General features: G+C 64.3%; 13 protein-coding genes and 1 pseudogene. 8 read left to right on the top strand and 6 right to left on the bottom strand.

All coding sequences use genetic code 11. The annotated features are described in order from the left end of the window. Nucleotides 1–63: 63 nt before the first annotated feature. Nucleotides 64–1,491 carry a serine hydrolase domain-containing protein gene (locus tag ABIA96_RS07415; RefSeq protein ID WP_354136361.1) on the bottom strand — a complete coding sequence of 476 codons (1,428 nt, stop codon included), beginning with the start codon at nt 1,489–1,491 and terminating at the stop codon, nt 64–66. A 143-nt stretch (nt 1,492–1,634) separates the two neighbouring features. Then, nucleotides 1,635–2,696 (bottom strand): AraC family transcriptional regulator, encoded by a 1,062-nt coding sequence (locus tag ABIA96_RS07420; protein WP_354136362.1) that lies wholly within the window; start codon nt 2,694–2,696, stop codon nt 1,635–1,637. A 164-nt stretch (nt 2,697–2,860) separates the two neighbouring features. Here ABIA96_RS07420 and ABIA96_RS07425 point away from each other — a divergent pair, with 164 nt between their 5' ends. From ABIA96_RS07425 to ABIA96_RS07435, 3 genes are all read left to right on the top strand, one after another. Then, on the top strand, nt 2,861–3,778 hold the full coding sequence (locus ABIA96_RS07425) for a pirin family protein (protein ID WP_354136363.1): 918 nt from the start codon (nt 2,861–2,863) through the stop codon (nt 3,776–3,778). 77 nt (nt 3,779–3,855) lie between these two features. Then, nucleotides 3,856–4,770 carry a phosphoribosylaminoimidazolesuccinocarboxamide synthase gene (locus ABIA96_RS07430; protein WP_354136364.1) on the top strand — a complete coding sequence of 305 codons (915 nt, stop codon included), beginning with the start codon at nt 3,856–3,858 and terminating at the stop codon, nt 4,768–4,770. A gap of 287 nt (nt 4,771–5,057) precedes the next feature. Next, nucleotides 5,058–7,274 (top strand): SLC26A/SulP transporter family protein, encoded by a 2,217-nt coding sequence (locus tag ABIA96_RS07435; RefSeq protein WP_354136365.1) that lies wholly within the window; start codon nt 5,058–5,060, stop codon nt 7,272–7,274. Between the two features lie 156 nt (nt 7,275–7,430). On the opposite strand, the gene ABIA96_RS07440 is transcribed toward ABIA96_RS07435, so the two are convergent. Beyond that, entirely contained in the window at nt 7,431–8,924 is a 1,494-nt protein-coding gene (locus tag ABIA96_RS07440) for an NAD-dependent succinate-semialdehyde dehydrogenase (protein WP_354136366.1), read from the bottom strand. Nucleotides 8,925–9,046: 122 nt separating this feature from the next. Beyond that, entirely contained in the window at nt 9,047–9,367 is a 321-nt protein-coding gene (locus tag ABIA96_RS07445; protein ID WP_354136367.1) for a hypothetical protein, read from the bottom strand. A 336-nt stretch (nt 9,368–9,703) separates the two neighbouring features. Here ABIA96_RS07445 and ABIA96_RS07450 point away from each other — a divergent pair, with 336 nt between their 5' ends. Together ABIA96_RS07450 and ABIA96_RS07455 are read left to right on the top strand one after the other, a co-directional pair. Continuing rightward, nucleotides 9,704–10,897, top strand: coding sequence for a serine hydrolase domain-containing protein (locus ABIA96_RS07450; RefSeq protein ID WP_354136368.1), 1,194 nt, complete (start codon nt 9,704–9,706; stop codon nt 10,895–10,897). Between the two features lie 9 nt (nt 10,898–10,906). Continuing rightward, on the top strand, nt 10,907–12,712 hold the full coding sequence (locus tag ABIA96_RS07455; protein ID WP_354136369.1) for an AMP-binding protein: 1,806 nt from the start codon (nt 10,907–10,909) through the stop codon (nt 12,710–12,712). 171 nt (nt 12,713–12,883) lie between these two features. Here the strand turns inward: ABIA96_RS07455 and ABIA96_RS07460 are convergent, their stop codons facing one another. Beyond that, on the bottom strand, nt 12,884–13,885 hold the full coding sequence (locus ABIA96_RS07460) for an adenosine kinase (protein ID WP_354136370.1): 1,002 nt from the start codon (nt 13,883–13,885) through the stop codon (nt 12,884–12,886). 124 nt (nt 13,886–14,009) lie between these two features. Between ABIA96_RS07460 and murJ the strand changes: the two genes are divergently transcribed. The 3 genes from murJ to ABIA96_RS07475 all read left to right on the top strand — a co-directional run bounded on the left by murJ (nt 14,010) and on the right by ABIA96_RS07475 (nt 17,419). Further along, the gene (gene murJ, locus ABIA96_RS07465) at nt 14,010–15,542 is read left to right on the top strand and encodes a murein biosynthesis integral membrane protein MurJ (protein ID WP_354136371.1); all 1,533 of its coding nucleotides are present in this window, start codon (nt 14,010–14,012) and stop codon (nt 15,540–15,542) included. A gap of 94 nt (nt 15,543–15,636) precedes the next feature. Further along, nucleotides 15,637–16,689: a tryptophan--tRNA ligase gene (gene trpS, locus ABIA96_RS07470; RefSeq protein ID WP_354136372.1), complete on the top strand. Its 1,053-nt coding sequence runs from the start codon at nt 15,637–15,639 to the stop codon at nt 16,687–16,689. Between the two features lie 160 nt (nt 16,690–16,849). Beyond that, nucleotides 16,850–17,419, top strand: a complete 570-nt coding sequence (locus ABIA96_RS07475; RefSeq protein WP_354136373.1) for a NifU family protein — start codon at nt 16,850–16,852, stop codon at nt 17,417–17,419. Between the two features lie 105 nt (nt 17,420–17,524). Here the strand turns inward: ABIA96_RS07475 and ABIA96_RS07480 are convergent. After that, nucleotides 17,525–19,208, bottom strand: a pseudogene (locus ABIA96_RS07480) (methyl-accepting chemotaxis protein). Nucleotides 19,209–19,237: the final 29 nt, after the last annotated feature.

Raw genomic sequence — 19,237 nt, forward strand, 5'->3', positions numbered from 1 at the left:
GTACCCCCTCACCTGGATCGCAAGGGCGATCCGACCTCTCCCCGCAAGCGGGGCGAGGTTAAATCAATTCGCTCCCGCCAGCTTCTCCTTCTCGCGCGTTGTCGCAATGACATCGCGCACGAGATCAAAGACACCATCCGCTTCCGGCGGCACGTTCGGCGAGCGGCCTAACCGTACGATCACCAGGCGCTCGGAGGGAATAACGATCGTGTACTGCCCGATCGTCCCCTTGGCGAAGAAGGCATCGCGCGGCCAGCCGTGCGCGATACGAAACTTCGCACCAAAGCTGCGGCCCTGGTTGGTCCAGAAGCCCGCGCCGATCCCGACCCAAGCGTTCGGCGTGGCTGACGCGGAGTAGTTCACCCAGCCCTCAGGCAGGATGCGCTTACCGCCAACGACGCCGTCGTCGAGATAGAGCTGGCCGAACCGCGCCCAGTCGCGTGCGGACGCCAGCATTTCGCCGGAGCCCTCGATCGTTCCGGCACCGTCGAGCTGAAGCGTGACGTTGACCATGCCGAGCGGCGCGAACAGTTCGCGGCGCGCGAAGGCAAGCGCATCCGCCGGCTTGCCGCCTGCGGCATTGCGGATCAGCTGCGCGAGGATGAGGAAGTTGCCGTCGTGATAATTCCAGGCCGTGCCCGGCGCGGTCGCGAGCGGCGCACGCGCGGCAAAGGCTGCCATGTCGTCCTCGGCGTATTTCATGGTGTTGACCGGCTCGAGCACGGATCCGAGCGAGGCTTGCAACGAACTTCCGAGCGCTATGCCAGCAGTATGCCGCAGCAGCTGGTCGACGGTGATGGCGTGGCGCGGATCATCCGGATTCTGCCAGGCGGCAATTGGCGCGGGCTCGTCGAGCTTCAACTTGCCCTGGCGCACGAGAATGCCCGTCAACGCCGAGGTCACCGACTTGGTCATGGAGAAGCCGAGCAGCTGCGTCTCCGGTCCGATGCCATCGGCATAGCGCTCGGCGATGATGCGGCCGGCCTTCATGACGACGATCGCGCGCGTGCGCCGATAGGGCGGCTGCGCAGGCTCGGCGAAGGCGCGGTCGAGCGCGGCTGATAGCGCAGCGCTTTGCGGCGGCACGAGCCCCTCGCCGGCGATCTCGGGCAGCAAGGCGGGCTGCTTGTCGTCGGAGGGCAGCGCGACGTCGGCGATCCCCTGGCCGTGGTCGAGCGTGCAGCCGAGCCCCTCGCGATAGACGGCATGGCTGCGGCCGATCCCGAACAGCGACACCGTGATATCCTTGCGTGCGCGATCGACTTGAAAATCCATCGCCCAGGTCAACAGACCCGCGCCCGGCATCGCATCGGTGGTCTCGGCAAGGTCGCGTTTGGGATCGAGGCCCGAGACGAACGTCTCCGAGCAGAGCGTGTCGGCGATGAAGCCGGTGGCAACCCTGGGCACGTCACGAGCCCGCGCCACGCCGAGCGCGAGGCCGGCACAGACAATTGCGGTGGTGAGGAGGATAATCTTGCGGCGGCGGGTCACGGGCTTTCTCCGGCTTCGGGGCGAGTGCCGGAGACAAGCCGGATGCGGGCGAGCGCGCTCGCCGGATTTGGAATGGCATTGTTGAAATTGGATCGGGACTAGCCGATTCCAAAATCCTTGTGTGATTTCAATGATCTAAAGATCTAGGCCGCATCGGCCTTGAGCCGCCGATATTCCGTCGGCGTCACGCCTGTCACCGCCTTGAAGGCGCGGTTGAACGGGCCGAGCGACTGGAAGCCGGCGTCCATTGCGACGGTGATGACGGGAACCTCGGCCTGGGCGGGATCGGCCAGCGCGGCCTTGGCCTCCTCGATCCGGTGGTTGTTCAGGAACACATTGAAGTTGCGGTAGCCGAGCTGCTGGTTGATCAGCCGGCGCAACCGGTATTCGGGAATCTTGAGCCGGCCCGCCAGCACGCCGATGGTGATGTTCTCCTGGCGGTAGATCCGCTCGTCCGCCATCAGCCGCATCAGGGCGTCGATGAGCTTCTGGTCGGCAGCGTCTTCGGAAGCCTGCGGGGTGAACACGACGGCCGGTGCGGCCTGCGCGGCAGCCGGAAGCAGATCGGCCCCATCGACGCGCATCATGGCATAGGTGATGGCCGCGACGATGCAGGCGAGCACGCCGGCATTGATCGTATCGGCGACGGAGCCGACGCGGTAACCCGCAACGGAGATCTGAAGCAGCGCATTCACCCCGCCATAGAGCGCGCCGGCACAGACGATGAAGACGCGAACGCGGCGGCGGCGCTCGACCAGGTCGGCCGGCCACGATGCGATCGTCTGCCCGATCGCAAGCGCGATGAAGCCGAGCACGATCAGGTTGACCACCGTCACCGAGAACCGCAAATGGCCGCCAGGCGCAATCCAGACGCAGCCTGCGAAGCTGAACGCCGTTACCAGCGCCCAGACCCATCCGTGCCACCAATTTAAGTGAAACTCATCGTCGAACAGCGCGCGCGTGAACAGCCAGAACACCACGATGTTGCCGGTCGATAGCGCAATCAGCGGCGCATGCCATAACGGGACCCGCGATGTGACGCCAACCGAATAGCTCACCGCATGCGCGGCCAGGCCCAGCGCGAGAGCAGCACCGAGCCGCCCCGCAAGCACATTGCGGAAATCCGAGAGCAGCGACGCCGCCAGCACCAGCAGCAGCGCGACGCTGGCGGCGCGGAAGGCGAGTTCGAGGGCGGCTGTTGTCATCGAATGCTGCGGCCGGTCACGGTGGAAGTCGGTCGAACATCGTTCGTTGCGCTCATCTTTTCAAGGACCATCCGCACCACGACAGTCACTGCCCGGCCTTTGTCGCGACGGCAATGCAAAATGCTGCTACCATCGGCCTCGCAAGTCTAAAGAAGGAGTTCACCATGAGCTGGCAACCCTCCAACGATCCCGTGCTCGGCGATCCCATGTCCTGCGACGCGCTCGATCTCGTCATCGTGCCGCGCACCCGCGACCTCGGCGATGGATTCGTGGTGCGGCGCGCGTTGCCGCATGGCAAGCGGCAGATGGTCGGGCCCTTCATCTTCTTCGATCATTTCGGTCCGGTGCAGTTCGTCTCCGGCAAGGGCATGGACGTGCGGCCGCATCCACATATCGGGCTTGCCACGGTCACCTATCTGTTTGACGGGTCCATCATGCATCGCGACAGCGAGGGCAACGTGCAGGAGATCGCACCCGGCGCGATGAACTTGATGACGGCTGGGCGCGGCATCGCCCATTCCGAGCGCACGCCGGATGCGCAGCGCGCCGCGGGGCAGCAGATGCTCGGCTTGCAAAGCTGGATCGCGCTGCCGGCTGGCTCCGAAGAGATCGATCCCTCGTTCCAGCATTATGCGGCGGGCGAGTTGCCGATGATCTCCGAGCGCGATTTTACCGCGCGGGTGATCGCCGGATCTGCCTTCGGTATCACCTCACCGGTGAAAATGGTCTCACCCTGGTTCTACACCGAGGTTACGGCGGTGGCGGGCGCGAGCGTGCCGCTCGACCCGGATCACGAGGAGCGTGCGATCTACGTGGTCGATGGCGAGGTCGAGATCGCCAACGAGCGCTATGAGGGGCCGCGGCTCCTGATCTTCCGCCCCGGCGACCGCATCGCCGTGAAGGCGCTCAAGGCCACGCGGATGATGTTTCTCGGCGGCGATGCGCTGGAGGGCCCGCGTCACATCTGGTGGAATTTCGTCTCCTCCAGCAAGGAGCGGATCGAGCAGGCCAAGCAGGACTGGAAAACCGGCCGCTTCGCCGCGGTTCCGCAGGAACATGAGTTCATTCCGCTGCCGGAATAGGCTAATCCGGTGTCCGGTCGCGCTGTCCGGCGCGACCGGATTTCTCGCCTGAAGGCCAAGTCTTCGAAAGCTTTGCGATGACCACCATGCTCTCCAGCGACCTGCCCCTGACCAAGATCGGCCGCGGCAAGGTGCGCGATATCTACGCCATCGACGACGACCGCCTGCTGCTCCTCACCACCGACCGCATCAGCGCCTTCGACGTCGTGATGGGCGAGACCATCCCGATGAAGGGCGCGGTGCTGACGCAAGTGAGCGCGTTCTGGTTCAACAAGCTCGAAGGCGTGGTGCCGCATCATATGATCAGCGCCGATGCCGACGAGATCATCGCGGCCGTGCCGGCGCTGAAACCACACCGCGCCGAGATCCTCGGCCGCGCCATGCTGTCCCGCCGCACCACCGTGTTTCCGATCGAATGCGTGATCCGCGGCTATCTCTCGGGCTCGGCCTGGAAGGAATATGCTGGCTCCGGCACGCTGGCGGGCGAAAAGCTGAAGGCGGGCCTCGTCGAGAGCGAGAAGCTCGAGCCCTCGATCTTCAGCCCGGCGACCAAGGCCGAGACCGGCCATGACGAGAACATCACCATCGCCAAGATGCGTAAGGTCGTCGGCGACGACGTCGCCTACACGCTCGAAAGCATGACGCGCGCGATCTACACACTCGGCGAAGAGCTGGCGCGCGAGCAGGGCATCATCATCGCCGACACCAAGTTCGAGTTCGGCCGCGACAAGGACGGCCGCATCATCCTGATCGACGAAGTCATGACACCGGATTCGTCGCGGTTCTGGGCCGTCGATGCCTACAAGCCCGGCCAGCCGCAGGCGAGCTTCGACAAGCAGCCGCTGCGCGACTATCTCGATGTCGAGCGCCGGGCCGGCCGCTGGAACGGCGACGCCCCGCCACCGCCACTGCCCGCAAGCGTGGTCGATGCAACCAGCAAGCGGTACCTGGAAGCGTATCGTCGCGTGACGGGGAGCGAGCTGAAGATTTAGCTCCAGCCTCCGTCATTGCGAGGAGCTCTTGCGACGAAGCAATCCAGACTGCTCCGCGGAAAGATTCTGGATTGCTTCGCTGCGCTCGCAATGACGCGGAGAGGCCGGCGCGTCTCTCCAGCACAGCCGCATCCCCTATTGTCCCGGTGGGCATTTTGGTTTTGCCCACTAACTCTATGGCTGACCGTTCACACGCCGACCGCCGACGAACTGTCGGATACTTCATATTTGCAAGAATCCAGTTGCGCTAGGCTGGCACTCGTCTACCTCTCCGGACGGGAATTTTCATGAGCGAGTGTCACGGCGTGACAGATCCGGTCACCAGGGTCAGCCCGTCCGTCAAGCGTGCGCTGAATGATATGCTGGGGGGCAGTGCGGCGAGCGTCCTCACCGTGACGTTCGGGCTGTCCTATGCGCTGCTGATCTTCGCCGGCCCGCTCTCGCCCTATCTGTCCTATGGCATCGCCGCGACCTTCATCAGCTCCGCGGTGCTTGCGGCCGTGATCGGGCTCGGCAGCTCCCTGCCCTTCGCGATCGCCGCCCCCGACAGCTCGACCGCCGCCGTGACTGGAATTCTGGCGGCCTCGCTGGCCGCGCATATCGAAGCCGCCAATCCGTCGGCACCCTTGCTCTCGGCGGTCCTGATCACGCTCGGCCTGTCGACTGTGCTGACTGGTGTCGTGCTGTGCGGGCTGGGTTTGACGCGGCTGGGCCGGGCCATCCGCTACGTGCCCTATCCCGTGGTCGGCGGTTTCCTCGGCGCCACCGGACTTCTCATCGCCCTGGGCGCGGTCCGGGTCATCACCAACACTCCAGTGCAGCTCTCGACGCTGCCGCGCTTCGCCAACGGCACCACGCTGCTTGAGCTCGGTGCCGCCTGCGCCATGGCGCTGGTGCTGTATTTGACCTGGCACCGCTCGCGGAATCCGTTCGGGCTGCCGATTATTCTCATCGGCGGCGTGATCACGGCGCATCTGGCGTTCTGGATCTCGGGCGTCTCGCTCGATGAGGCCCACGCGCTGGGCTGGACGTTTCAGCCGCCGCCGCAAGCGGCGTTCATGCTGCCCTGGCACAGCGACGATCTCGCCCGCTATCCCTGGTTTGCCGTGCCGGACCTGCTCGGCAATCTCGTCGCCGTCATCTTCGTCACGGCATCGAGCACACTGTTCAACACCACCGGCATCGAGGTCGCCATCCACCGCGAAGCCAATCTGGAGCGCGAGCTGAACATCACCGGCGCGGCCAACATCCTCACCGGCGTGCTCGGCGGCTATCCCGGCTGCAGCTCGATCAGCCGCTCGGTCCTCAATTTCTCCAGCGGCGGCCGCGGGCGGTCGTCGGGTCTCACCGCCTCGGCGCTGTCGCTGCTGATGCTCGCGGTCGCGCCCGACCTGCTCGGCTTCATTCCAAAGTTTGTGCTCGGCGGCTTGCTGCTCTATCTCGGCGCCGACCAACTGCACAGATGGATCATCGAATCGCGCAAGCGGCTTTCGAAGCTCGAATATCTGTCGCTGGTCGCCATCATCGTGATCATCGTGGCCTGGGGTTTCGTGCCGGGCATCCTGATCGGCGTGATCATCGGCTGCGCGACCTTTGCGTTCAGCGCGGCCCGGGTCGAATCGATCAAGTACGGTTTTGATGGCTCCGAGTATCGCTCTTCGCTCGACCGCTCGCGCGACGACCAGGACGTGCTTCAGGCACATGGCGGCAAGATCCAGGGCCTCAATCTCCAGAGCTATCTGTTCTTCGGCTCCGCCAACCGGCTCTACCAGCACGTCAAGGGGTTGCTCCAGGAACGCCCGGAGTGCCGCTATCTGCTGTTCGACTTCAAGCTCGTCACCGGCGTCGATTCCTCAGCCGCCTACAGTTTTGCGCAGATCAAGCGCAGCGCGGTCGACCTCGGCGCAGAGCTGATTCTGGTGCATCTGTCGGCAGCGGCCGAGAAGGTGCTGCGCTCCAGCGACTTCGTCGGCGAAGGCGTCACGATCATCCCCGAACTCGATCACGCGCTGGAATGGTGCGAGAACGAGATCATCTCGCAGCATCAGGGCCTGGCGTTGGAAGAAGCAAGTCTGCACGACTGGTTCGCAAGCATTCTCGGCAGCGAGGACGATGCCGACGCGCTGATCCGCCGCTGCCAGCGCATCGAGGTGGAGGCCGGCGAGGTCATCGTGCAGGCCGGCGCCCCCGCCGATTCCATGCACTTCATCCTCGACGGCCGCGTCGGCATCATGATCCCCGCCGAAGACGACCGCACCACGCGCGTCCGCAGCCTGGGCCGCTACACCACGATCGGCGAGATGGGTCTGGTGTCGCGCGCCCCGCGCAGCGCGACGATCCAGGCCGAGGTCGACAGTGTGCTCTACGTGCTGAACACGCACCAGTTCGACGCGATCAGGGAAGAAGACCCCGCGCTGAGCCAGAAGTTGCTGACCTATTTCGTGTCGGTCATGGCCGAGCGGCTGACGTTTGCGAACCGGACGATCTCAGTGTTGAGGCGGTAAGGCCCTCGTAGCCCGGATGGAGCGAAGCGCAATCCGGGATTGTGCCACAAGCAACAGGGCCCCGGATTACGCTGCGCTCCATCCGGGCTACGAAACCGCCAAGTCGTGAATGGCCGGGTCAAGCCCGGCCATGACGGCGCGGGAACGGCTAGGGCCTCACACCCCCGCCATCATCACGTATTTGATTTCGACATATTCTTCCATGCCGTGACGCGAGCCTTCACGGCCGAGGCCGCTTTCCTTGACGCCGCCGAAAGGCGCGACTTCGGTGGTGATGAGGCCGGTGTTGACGCCGACCATGCCGGATTCCAGGGCTTCGGCGACGCGCCAGACGCGGCCGAGATCGCGGGAGTAGAAGTACGAGGCCAGACCAAACGGCGAGGCATTGCACATCGCAACCACGTCGGCTTCGTCCTTGAAGCGGATCACCGGGGCGAGCGGACCAAAGGTTTCTTCCTGCGCCACCAGCGAGTCCGGCTTGACGTCGGAAAGTACGGTCGGCTCGAAGAAGGAACGACCGAGCTCGCTGCGCTTGCCGCCGGTGACGATCTTGGCGCCGCGCTTCACGGCGTCAGCGATGTGACGCTCGACCTTGTCGACCGCTTTCAAATTGATCAGGGGCCCTTGCGTGACGCCGCTCTCGGTGCCGTCGCCGATCTTCATCGCCGCGACCTTCGCCGACAGCTTCTTGACGAACTCGTCGTAGATCTTGTCCTGGGCGTAGAGGCGGTTGGCGCAGACGCAGGTCTGACCCATGTTGCGGTATTTCGAGACGATCGCGCCTTCGACTGCGGCATCGATGTCGGCGTCGTCGAACACCACGAAGGGCGCATTGCCACCGAGCTCGAGGCCGAGCCGCTTCACGCCGACGGAAGCCTGCTGGTAAAGGATCTTGCCGACAGCGGTCGAGCCGGTGAAGCCGACGAAGCGAACGGCCGGATGCTCGCACAGCACCTTGCCAATCGGCGGCGCATCACCGGTGATGATGTTGAGCACGCCCTTGGGGATACCGGCCTTCTCGGCGAGCACGGCCAGCGCAAGCGCCGAGAGTGGCGTCTCGTTGGCGGGCTTCAGCACGACGGTGCAGCCGGCGGCCAGCGCCGGCGAGACCTTGCGCGTGATCATGGAGTTCGGGAAGTTCCACGGCGTGATGGCGCCGCAGACGCCGATCGGCTGCTTGATCGCGAGCAGCCGCGCATCGGGCCGCTGCGTCGGGATGGTCTCGCCATAGACGCGGCGCGCCTCCTCCGCGAAGAACTCGATATAGGCGGCGCCGATGTCGACCTCGCCGAGCGCTTCCGACAGCGGCTTGCCCTGCTCGGAGGTGAGGATCAGCGCGAGGTCCTCGCGGTTGGCGACGATCAGCTCGAACCATTTGCGCAAAATGTTGGAGCGCTGCTTGGCGGTGTGTTTGGCCCAGGCCGGGAAGGCGCGCTGGGCTGCCTCAACCGCCTTGGTGGTGTCGTCCGCACCAAGCTGTGGGACTTTTGCGATCTCGATACCGGTCGCGGGATTGTTCACCGCGAAGACCGGCGTGCCGACCCAGGCGCCGTCGATGTAGCAGGCCTCCTTCAGCAACAACGGGTCCTTCAACCGGCCCTGCAGGGTGGCAGTGGCGTGCTGGGCGCGTGCGGCGGCGGTCGGGGTCATGGCGTCACTCCTCGGACGATCATTTGGGGCGATCGGATCGGCCCGGAATATAGGGACAGACGGCGCGCAATGCACCGGCCCGCAACGCACATCTGATGGGAATTAAACCGGAAGCGGAGAGGTTACGCCGCGCCGCTCAGATAGGTCTCGCGCCGGCCGATCATACGCTCGGCGGCCGCCTTGGCGTCGGCCTTCGAAGAGGTCGCGCAGGTCCGGTATTCGAGATCGGGGACGTCGGAGGCATCACGGCGACCAAACCAGGATTTTGAGCCGACCGACAGCAGCGCAAGGGCCTGCGCCAGATTGTCGACCGCGTCGAAGGAATAGAGAGCGCCGGTGCCGGCGATGCGAACTTCGTAGATTCCGGGAGAAATCGGCGCTTCCAGATTGTCGCCTCGTCCGGGGCGGGGATAGCGTTTCCATTCGTTCCAGGTCGAAATCATTTCGGGTCCCCCGCGGCCGATGGGACGGCCGCCAAATTTGCTTCAAGTCTTAACGTCAGCCGCCACCGGGCCAGATGCCAAACGCCGCAACGCACAAAATGTTTCAAGTGCTTCAAACACTCAAAACATACCGTGTGAGCCCATCCAAGGTCACGGCGAAGCGCGGCATCCACCGCAGATTGTGAGGACGCGTTGAGGTCAGTCGTCCCGCGCTGGCCCGGGACCGTCAAGTCACGACATCGCGACCGAAGGGTGCATATGGCCACGCTTGCCGCGCAGCGGATGCGGGAGGACAATCGACCACTTCCAACAATAATCAAACCGGAGGAAACGCGTATGCAAGGCAAAGCTGAGATCGATGAGATTCTGAGCAAGATGAGCGACGCCAAGGAGATTCCCGGCGCCGTTGCGATCGCCGCCAGCGGTAATGAGATTCTGTATCAGGGCGCGTTCGGCAAGCGCGACTTGTCCAAGCCCGATGCGATGACCGCCGACAGCGTGTTCTGGATCGCCTCGATGACGAAGGCGGTGACATCAGCCGGCGCGATGCAGCTCGTCGAGCAGGGCAAGCTCACGCTCGATGCGCCGATCGGTTCACTGTTGCCCGATCTCGCCAAGCCGCAAGTGCTCGACGGCTTTGATTCCAAGGGCGAACCAAAACTGCGGCCGGCGAAGAGCGCGATCACGCTACGCCAGTTGATGACCCACACCGCCGGCTTCGCCTACAACATGTGGAACGGCGATCTTGCGATCCATCTGGAGAAGGCCGGCATCCCCGCGATCACCACCTGCCAGAATGCCGCGCTGAAGACGCCGATCATGACCGATCCCGGCACGCGCTGGGAATACGGCACCAATATCGACTTCGTCGGCAAGGCGGTGGAAGCCGTCAGCGGCAAGCGGCTCGATGCTTATCTGCGCGACAATGTCTTCGCGCCACTCGGAATGTCCGATACCGCCTTCAAGATCACCGACGACATGCGCAAGCGTCTCGTCGGCATGCATGCCCGCGGCGAGGACGGCCAGCTCGCCGCGATCCCGTTCGAGCTCGAACAGAACCCGGAATTCCACATGGGTGGCGGCGGCCTCTATTCGACCGCGGCCGACTACATCAGGTTCACCCAGATGATCCTGAACAAGGGCCGCGGCAACGGCAACCAGGTGCTGAAGCCCGAGACGATCGCCATGATGGGACAGAACCAGATGGGCGATCTCAACGTAACGAAGCTGCCCACCGCGGCGCCGATGTACAGCAACGACGTCGATCTCTATCCGGACCAGGTGAAGAAATGGGGCCTCAGCTTCATGATCAACACCGCCAAGACCGCGGAGGGTCGCAGCGCCGGCAGCCTCGCCTGGGCGGGTCTTGCCAACACCTATTACTGGATCGATCCGGCGCGCGACGTCACCGGCGTGATCCTGATGCAGCTGCTGCCGTTCGCCGACGCGAAATGCCTGCAGGCATTCGCGAGCTTCGAGCGTGGCGTGTATGCCGGGCTCGATGCGGGCAGCGGAAAGAAGGCGGCCTAACCACTTAGTATGAGGCGCACGGCGTCGCGCGCCTTCCCGGCAACGGATAACCTCGTGCCCGAAAGCCATCGGCTTCGGGCACGAGGCAACAAAATTGAGGAGACGAACTTGGCGGACGGTCTTCCAGGCAAAGCCGACAGTTACGTTTGCGGCATCTCGGACACGCCGCTGCTTGGCGACACCATCGGTCGCAGTCTCGACCATGCGGTACGGCGCTGGGGTCATCGCGAGGCGCTGGTCTCGCCCAGCCACGACGTGCGATGGACCTGGACCGAATTCGCCGAGCGCGTCGACGCGCTCGCCGCGGGCTTTCTCGCGCTCGGCCTCGAACGCGGTGAGCGGATCGGCATCTGGTCGCTGAACCGGCCGGAATGGACGCTGACCCAGTTTGCGGCGGCCAAGGCCGGCCTGATCCTGGTGACGATCAATCCCGCCTATCGATTGAGCGAGCTGGAGTTCGCGCTGAAGAAAGTCGGCTGCGCGGCGATCGTCACAGCGACCGCGTTCAAGACCAGCCAATACGTGGAGATGCTCAACACCTTGCTCCCGGAATTGGCGAACGCCAGGCCTGGACAGTTGCAGGCGGCGCGGCTGCCCGCGCTGCGGATGGTGATCCAGATCGGCGGTCCCTCGGCGTCCGGCACGATCCCCTTCGAAGAGGTCGCGCGCCTGGGGGGCGCCAGGCATCGCGAGCAACTCGCTACGCTTGGCGCGGCGCTTCAGTTCGACGATCCCGTCAACATCCAGTTCACCAGCGGCACCACCGGATCACCGAAGGGCGTGACGCTGACCCATCACAACATCCTCAACAACGGCTATTTCACCGGCCGCGCGATGCGCCTGACCGAGCAGGACCGCATCTGCATTCCGGTGCCGCTCTATCATTGCTTCGGCATGGTGATGGGCAACCTCGCATCCGTCACGCTCGGCACGACCATGGTCTATCCCGGCGAGGGCTTTGATCCGCTCGCGACGTTGCGCGCGATCGAACAGGAGAAATGCACCGCGTTGTACGGCGTGCCGACCATGTTCATCGCGGAGCTCGATCATCCCGAGTTCGCGACGTTCAACCTGAAATCACTGCGCACCGGCATCATGGCGGGCGCGCCCTGCCCGATCGAGGTGATGAAGCGCGTCAACACCGAGATGAACATGCGCGAGGTCACCATCGCCTATGGCATGACCGAGACCAGCCCGGTCAGCTTCCAAAGCGCAACGGACGACCCGCTCGAGCGGCGCGTGTCCACGGTCGGCCGGATTCATCCACATGTCGAGGTCAAGGTCATCGACCTCGAAGGCAGGATCGTCAAGCGCGGCGAACGCGGCGAGCTCTGCACCCGCGGCTACAGCGTCATGCTGGGCTATTGGGAGGAGAAGGAAAAGACCGGCGACGTGCTGGATGCCAATGGCTGGATGCACACCGGCGACCTCGCCACCATCGACGACGAAGGCTATTGCAACATCGTCGGCCGCATCAAGGATCTGGTGATCCGCGGCGGCGAGAACCTCTATCCGCGCGAGATCGAAGAGTTTTTGTATCGCCACCCCAAGATTCAGGACGTGCAGATTTTCGGCGTGGCCGACACCCGCTACGGCGAGGAACTCTGCGCATGGATCCGTGTCAGGTCAGGGGAGGCGCTGACCGCAGAAGAAGTCCGCGCCTTCTGCGACGGCCAGATCGCCCACAACAAGATTCCGCGCTATGTCGAGTTCGTCGACGAATTTCCGATGACCGTGACCGGAAAGATCCAGAAATTCGTGATGCGAGAGGCGGTGGAGCAGCGGCTGGGATTGAAGGCGGCGAAGACGGCGTGAGGCCACAGCTGGCGGCCACAATCAGGCTGTCATTCCCCGCGAAAGCGGGGAATCCAGTACGCCGCAGCTTCTCTGTATCTCGCTAACGCCTCTGGAATACTGGGTCGCCCGGTCAAGCCGGGCGACGACAGCGGAGAGTGACGTTCGCAATGACGGGGAGAGAGGCGAGCCCTAAACCGTCAGCCCGCGCTGCCGAGCCAATTCCTTCAGCGAGACCTGCGGGCGCGCGCCGATGTGCTGGATCACTTCGGCGGCCGCAAGCGCACCGAGCTCGCCGCACTGCTTGTGCGAGAGATCGCGCGCAAGACCGTACAGGAAGCCGGCGGCGAAGAGATCGCCGGCGCCGGTGGTGTCCACCAGCTGCTTGATCGGCGAGGCCGGGGCGGCAACGGCGTCGGTCGGCGTCACTACCACGCAGCCCTTTTCGCTGCGGGTGACCACGCCGAGCTTGACGTCATTGCGCAGCTGCTTGAGCGCAGTGTCGAAATCGGATGTCTCATAGAGCGAGTGCAACTCGGACTCGTTGGCGAACACGATGTCGGCGGTGCCGTTGCGCATCAAGCCCAAGAACTCATCGCGGTAGCGGCCGACGCAGAAGGAGTCCGACAGCGTCAGCGCCACCTTGCGGCCGGCCTCGTGGGCGATTTTGGAGGCCTTCAGGAAGGCTTCCTTGGCGCCCGGCGGATCCCAGAGATAGCCTTCGAGATAGACGATCTTGGCGGCGGCGATCTCTGCCGGATCGATATCGGCCGGCGACAAATCCTGCGCTGCGCCGAGGTAGGTGTTCATGGTGCGCTCGCCGTCGCCGGTGACCAGGATATAGGAGCAGCCAGTGGCAGGGCCGTCCTTCGCGGCGGGTGTGTTGAAGGCGACGCCGGCGGCGCGGATGTCGTGGACATAGAGCTTGCCGATCTGGTCGTCCTTGACCTTGCCGACATAAGCGGCGCGCGCGCCCAGGCTGCCGATGCCGACGATGGTGTTGGCGGCCGAGCCGCCCGAGACTTCCGTCGCCGGGCCCATGTCGGCATAGATCGCGGCGGCCCGTGCCTCGTCGATCAGGGACATGCTGCCCTTGGCCATGCCGTGCTTGACCAAAAAGGCTTCATCGGTCCGTACCAGCACGTCGAACAGCGCGTTGCCGATGCCGAGAACGTCATATTTCACGTCAGCCATTCACTTTGATCCCGTTGCCCGGTTGCAGGGTTGCGGAAAATCCGCTTCCTGTCGGCCTGAAAATGTAGCTCGCGGCCTATCACGACCGGCCCTGCACGGGCAAGCAACGGTATTATAACAGCCGATGATCCGCTCCTTCCTGACAGTCTCGACGGGAACACTGGCCTCGCGGCTGCTGGGCTTTGCCCGTGATTCCCTGATCGCGGCGCTGCTCGGCACCGGCGTCGTGGCGGATGCCTTTTTGGCTGCCTTCCAGCTCGTCAACGTGGTGCGGCGCCTGCTCAGCGAGGGAGCATTGAATGCGGCGTTGATCCCGGCCTGGCTCCGCTTGCGTGACCGCGACGGCGAAGAGGCCGCATCGGCATTTGCGGGGCGCGTGCTCGGCACGGTCAGCGCGGCCCTGATGGTGATCTCCATCGTGATCGCGCTGTTGATGCCGCTGATCATCATGATCATCGCGCCCGGCTTCGCCGGCAGCAATACGCTCGATCTCGCCGTCCAGAACGCGCGGCTGATGCTGCCCTATCTCGCCTTCGCCGGCCCGGTCACGGTGCTGATGGGTTTGCTGAACGCGCAAGGGCGCTTTGCGCTCACCGCGCTCTCGCCGCTGCTGTTCAACATCGCGCTGATCGCCGCTATCGCCGCGCTGCTGCTGTGGCACGCCGATGCGACCTTCGCCGCATGGATGCTGGCGGCGACCGTCGGGATCGCCGGCCTGCTGCAACTCGTGATGCTGCTGTCGCAGCGAAGCGCACGTCTTGCGACACCGCTCCGCGCGAGTTTCGACAAGGAGATGCGCGGCTTCTTCGCCAAGGCGATCCCCGGCATGATTGCAAGCTCCGGCCCGCAATGGCTGATGGTAGCCGGCGCGATCATCGCCTCGGCCACGCCGTCGGCCGTCTCCTGGCTCTATTTCGCCAACCGCCTGATCGAGCTGCCGCTCGGCATCGTCGGCGTCGCCATGGGCACGGTGCTGGTACCTGAATTGACACGCGCGGTCGGCAGTGGCGACCGCGACGCGGTGGCGCATGCGGAATCGCGCGCGCTGGAGCTTGCAATCGGACTCGCGCTGCCTGCCACGCTTGGCTTGATCGTACTGGCCGAACCGATCGTGCGGCTGTTGTTCGAGCACGGCGCTTTTGGCGCGGAGGACAGCGCGGCGACGGCACACGCGCTGATGTGGCTGGCGCTGGGCCTGCCGGCGCATGTGCTGATCAAGGCGCTGTCGCCGGCCTTCTATGCCCGCAGCGACACGATGACGCCGCTGCTCGCAACGGCCAAAGGTTTTGTAGTCGCGATCGCGCTCGCCGTCCTGCTCGGCCATTTCTTTGGCGCGAGCGGAATTGCCGCGAGCATCGCGGCCGGCGGCTGGAGCAGCGCGCTCTCGCTGCTTCGGAAGGGCACCGGCGAATTCGGCTTCTCTGTCGACGCCGCCGCCCGCAAACGGCTGCCGCGGATCGTGCTTGCGGCCGCCGCCATGGGCGTCCTGCTCTGGCTGACGACGGGGCTGATGCCGGTGGAGGCCCACGGCCTCATCCGCTTCATTGTGCTGGGCTTGCAGATTGGCGCCGGAATCGCCGTCTACGGCATGCTCCTGCAAATCCTCGGCGCGGCCTCCTGGTGCGAGGCGGTTAGCGCCCTGAAGCGACCCGCCTGACCGGCCCTGGCCCGCGCGGGTTTATCGAATTGCCCTTGACGGGGCAGCGCCGCTGTTGGAAACGACGGCCGGCGACCTCTCAGGAAAACTGACCATGCCATTCGTTGAACGGGTTTTTTCGGGCGTCCAGCCGACGGGCAATCTGCACCTCGGCAACTACCTCGGCGCGATCGTCAATTTCGTGAAGATGCAGGAAACCCACAACTGCATCTATTGCGTCGTCGACATGCACGCGATCACGCAAGGCGTGGACGTCTGGGGCGGCCCGGCCGAGCTCGCACGCAACACCCGCGAAGTGACCGCGGCGTTCATCGCAAGCGGCATCGATCCCAGGAAGCACATCGTGTTCAACCAGAGCCAGGTCTCCGGCCACGCCGAGCTTGCCTGGATCTTCAACTGCATCGCGCGCATGGGCTGGCTCGGCCGCATGACCCAGTTCAAGGAGAAGGCCGGCAAGGACCGCGAGAACGCCTCGGTGGGGCTGTTCGATTATCCCGTGCTGATGGCCGCAGACATTCTGCTCTATCGCGCCACCCACGTTCCGGTTGGCGAGGACCAGAAGCAGCATCTCGAGCTCTCGCGCGATATCGCGCAGAAGTTCAACAACGACTTTGGCGATTCGATTCGTGGCCACGGCACCAATGACGGCCTGTTCTTCCCGTTGCCGGAGCCGCTGATCACGGGCCCGGCGACGCGCGTGATGAGCTTGCGCGACGGCACCAAGAAGATGTCGAAGTCGGATGCATCGGACAATTCGCGGATCAATCTGACCGACGACGCCGACACCATCGCGCAGAAGATCCGCAAGGCCAAGACCGATCCGGAGCCGCTGCCGAGCGAGGAGAAGGGCCTGGAAGCGCGCCCCGAGGCCGACAATCTCGTCGGCATTTTCGCCGCGCTCTCCGACCGTTCCAAGGCCAGCGTGCTCGGCGAATTCGGCGGCGGCCAGTTCTCCAGCTTCAAGAACGCGCTGGCGGAGCTGTGCGTGACGAAGCTCGCGCCGATCGCCGGCGAGATGAAGCGCCTGGTCGCCGACCCCGGCCATATCGACACCATTCTGAACGATGGTTCCGATCGGGCCCGCGCCATCGCCGAGGAAACCATGAACCTCTCCAAGGACATCGTCGGCTTCATCCGCCGGCGCTAAACACCGCTTACATTCCCCTCCAGCAGAGGGTAAGGAGCGCCCTAACCCGCTGAAATCTCTAGACGAACCTCGTATTGCCCCTTGATCGTGCGTTCGTCGTCGCCATCTGCTAGTGGATAGGCACGCGCCGGCCTTGAACCGGCGACGTCTGGAGAAAGCCATGTTCATTCAAACCGAAGCCACCCCCAATCCCGCCACGCTGAAGTTCATTCCCGGCCGCGTCGTGGTCGACGGCAGCCCGATGGAGTTTGCGAGCCGTGAATCCGCGACGCGCTCGCCGCTCGCCGAAAAGCTGTTCGAGGTGCCCGGCGTCACCGGGGTGTTCTATGGATCGGATTTCATCACCGTCACCAAGGCAAACGGTGAATGGCAGCAGCTCAAGCCCGCGATCCTCGGCGCGATCATGGAGCACTACATGTCCGGCGCGCCGCTGCTCGCCGACGGCGCCGCGACCAGTGATGTCGATCTCGATGACGAGGACGAGTTCTTCGACGAGGCCGATGCCGAGACGGTCGACATGATCAAGGATCTGATCGAGACGCGCGTGCGGCCGGCGGTCGCCAATGACGGCGGCGACATCACCTTCCGCGGCTTCAAGGACGGTATCGTCTATCTCAACATGAAGGGCGCCTGCTCCGGCTGCCCGTCATCGACCGCGACGCTTCAGCACGGCATCCAGAATCTGCTGAAGCATTTTGTGCCTGACGTGGTTGAAGTCCGACCGATGTAAGCGGGGCATCGTAGATGCCGTAGGGTGGGCAAAGCGAAGCGTGCCCACCATTAGCAATGGTGGGCACGGCGCTGACGCGCCTTTGCCCACCCTACGAGACCTGCTCTACGCCGCCTGTCCAATGCTTGCGGCTTCCGCCGCCTTGCGCATGCTCGCCGACATTTCCTCGGTGACCGTGCTCTGCTCCTCGACAGCGGCGGCCGTTGACGAGACGTACTCGCTGACGCCCTGGATCGCGCTCTTGATCGATTCCAGCGCGCCGACGACGTCGACCGAAATGCCGTTCAGATTGCCGATCTCCTGCTCGATCCGATCGGCTGCCTGCTTGGCCTGATTGGCGAGGTTCTTCACCTCGGATGCGACCACCGCAAAACCGCGACCTGCCTCGCCCCGCACGCGCCGATTCGATGGTGGCATTCAGTGCCAGCAGATTGATCTGGCCGGTGATGTTGCCGATCAGCTGCACGATCATGCTCATCGATTCCGCCGCCTGCGTCAGCCGCTGCGCCTGCTGATCCGCCGCCTCGACCCGATCGACCGCGGTCGATGCGGTCTCGCGCGAGCGCGTCATCGCTTCCGCAATCTCGCGCACCGAGGCATTCAGCTCCTCGGCGCCGGCTGCGACCGATTCCATCATGTCGCGCACCTTCTCGCTGCGCTTGCGCGCGATCACCTGCGCGGTGGTGTCGGAGGCGTATTTCACCACCTTGAACGGCTTGCCGTTGAGATCGTGGATCGGATTGTAGGAAGCCTGGATCCAGACCTGCCGGCCGCCCTTGCCGACGCGCTGATATTCACCCGACTGGAATTCGCCCGCGTTCAGCCTGGCCCAGAAGGCGCGATAGGCGTCGCTGTCGCGCTGGTCGGCGTTCACGAACATGCTGTGATGCTTGCCGACGATCTCGGACAGGGCATAGCCGAGCGCGCCGAGGAAGTTTTCGTTCGCGGTCAGGATCTTGCCGTCCATGTCGAACTCGATCACGGCCTGCGACTTGCCGATCGCCTCGATCTGGCCGGCGAAATTCGCGTTCGACAGCTTCTGCGCGCTGATGTCGGTGGCGAACTTCACCACCTTGAACGGCTTGCCGGCATCGTCGAGGATCGGATTGTAGGAGGCGAGGATCCAGACCTCCTTGGCACCCTTGCCGAAGCGCTTGTACTCGCCGGCCTGGAATTCGCCGCGCCCAAGCTTCGCCCAGAACTCGCGATAGGCCGCGTTGTCACGCTCGCCTGCGCCCACGAACATCTTGTGATGCTGGCCTTGGATCTCGTCGAGCCGATAGCCGACAGTGCCTAAGAAGTTTTCGTTGGCGGTGATGATGGTGCCGTCGAGATTGAACTCGATCATCGCCTGGGCGCGACCGATCGCGGAAATCTTTCCGGCATCCTCCAGGCTGCGAATCTTGCGCGCGGTGATGTCGGTCGCGAACTTGACGACCTTCACCGGCTTGCCGGCCTCGTCGATGACCGGATTGTAGGACGCCTGGATCCAGATCTCGCGCCCGCCCTTGCCGAGTCGCTTGTACTCGGCGGACTAGTGTTCGCCACGGCCGAGGCCTGCCCAGAATTCGCGATACGCAGGGCTGCTGCGCTCTTCCGGCACGACGAACATGCCGTGGTGCTTGCCCTTGATCTCCTCGAGCCGATAACCGAAAGCGTCGAGGAAGTTTCGGTTCGCCGTGAGGATGGTGCCGTCGAGATTGAATTCGATGACCGCCTGCGACTTGCCGAGCGCAGTAACCTGCGCCAAAGCCTCGCGTGCGGCGGACCCGCTTCGCCAAAAAGACATTAATGAAACCCTTCCAATGCCCGGAACGA

Origin of the sequence: Bradyrhizobium sp. LB11.1, from assembly GCF_040549385.1 — a bacterium.
Lineage (GTDB): Bacteria > Pseudomonadota > Alphaproteobacteria > Rhizobiales > Xanthobacteraceae > Bradyrhizobium.

Coding starts and splice junctions, on each gene's coding strand:
- ABIA96_RS07420 (WP_354136362.1), bottom strand. CDS start 2,696: ATGACAACAGCCGCCCTCGAACTCGCCTTCCGCGCCGCCAGCGTCGCG.
- ABIA96_RS07425 (WP_354136363.1), top strand. CDS start 2,861: ATGAGCTGGCAACCCTCCAACGATCCCGTGCTCGGCGATCCCATGTCC.
- ABIA96_RS07430 (WP_354136364.1), top strand. CDS start 3,856: ATGACCACCATGCTCTCCAGCGACCTGCCCCTGACCAAGATCGGCCGC.
- ABIA96_RS07435 (WP_354136365.1), top strand. CDS start 5,058: ATGAGCGAGTGTCACGGCGTGACAGATCCGGTCACCAGGGTCAGCCCG.
- ABIA96_RS07440 (WP_354136366.1), bottom strand. CDS start 8,924: ATGACCCCGACCGCCGCCGCACGCGCCCAGCACGCCACTGCCACCCTG.
- ABIA96_RS07445 (WP_354136367.1), bottom strand. CDS start 9,367: ATGATTTCGACCTGGAACGAATGGAAACGCTATCCCCGCCCCGGACGA.
- ABIA96_RS07450 (WP_354136368.1), top strand. CDS start 9,704: ATGCAAGGCAAAGCTGAGATCGATGAGATTCTGAGCAAGATGAGCGAC.
- ABIA96_RS07455 (WP_354136369.1), top strand. CDS start 10,907: ATGAGGCGCACGGCGTCGCGCGCCTTCCCGGCAACGGATAACCTCGTG.
- ABIA96_RS07460 (WP_354136370.1), bottom strand. CDS start 13,885: ATGGCTGACGTGAAATATGACGTTCTCGGCATCGGCAACGCGCTGTTC.
- murJ (WP_354136371.1), top strand. CDS start 14,010: ATGATCCGCTCCTTCCTGACAGTCTCGACGGGAACACTGGCCTCGCGG.
- trpS (WP_354136372.1), top strand. CDS start 15,637: ATGCCATTCGTTGAACGGGTTTTTTCGGGCGTCCAGCCGACGGGCAAT.
- ABIA96_RS07475 (WP_354136373.1), top strand. CDS start 16,850: ATGTTCATTCAAACCGAAGCCACCCCCAATCCCGCCACGCTGAAGTTC.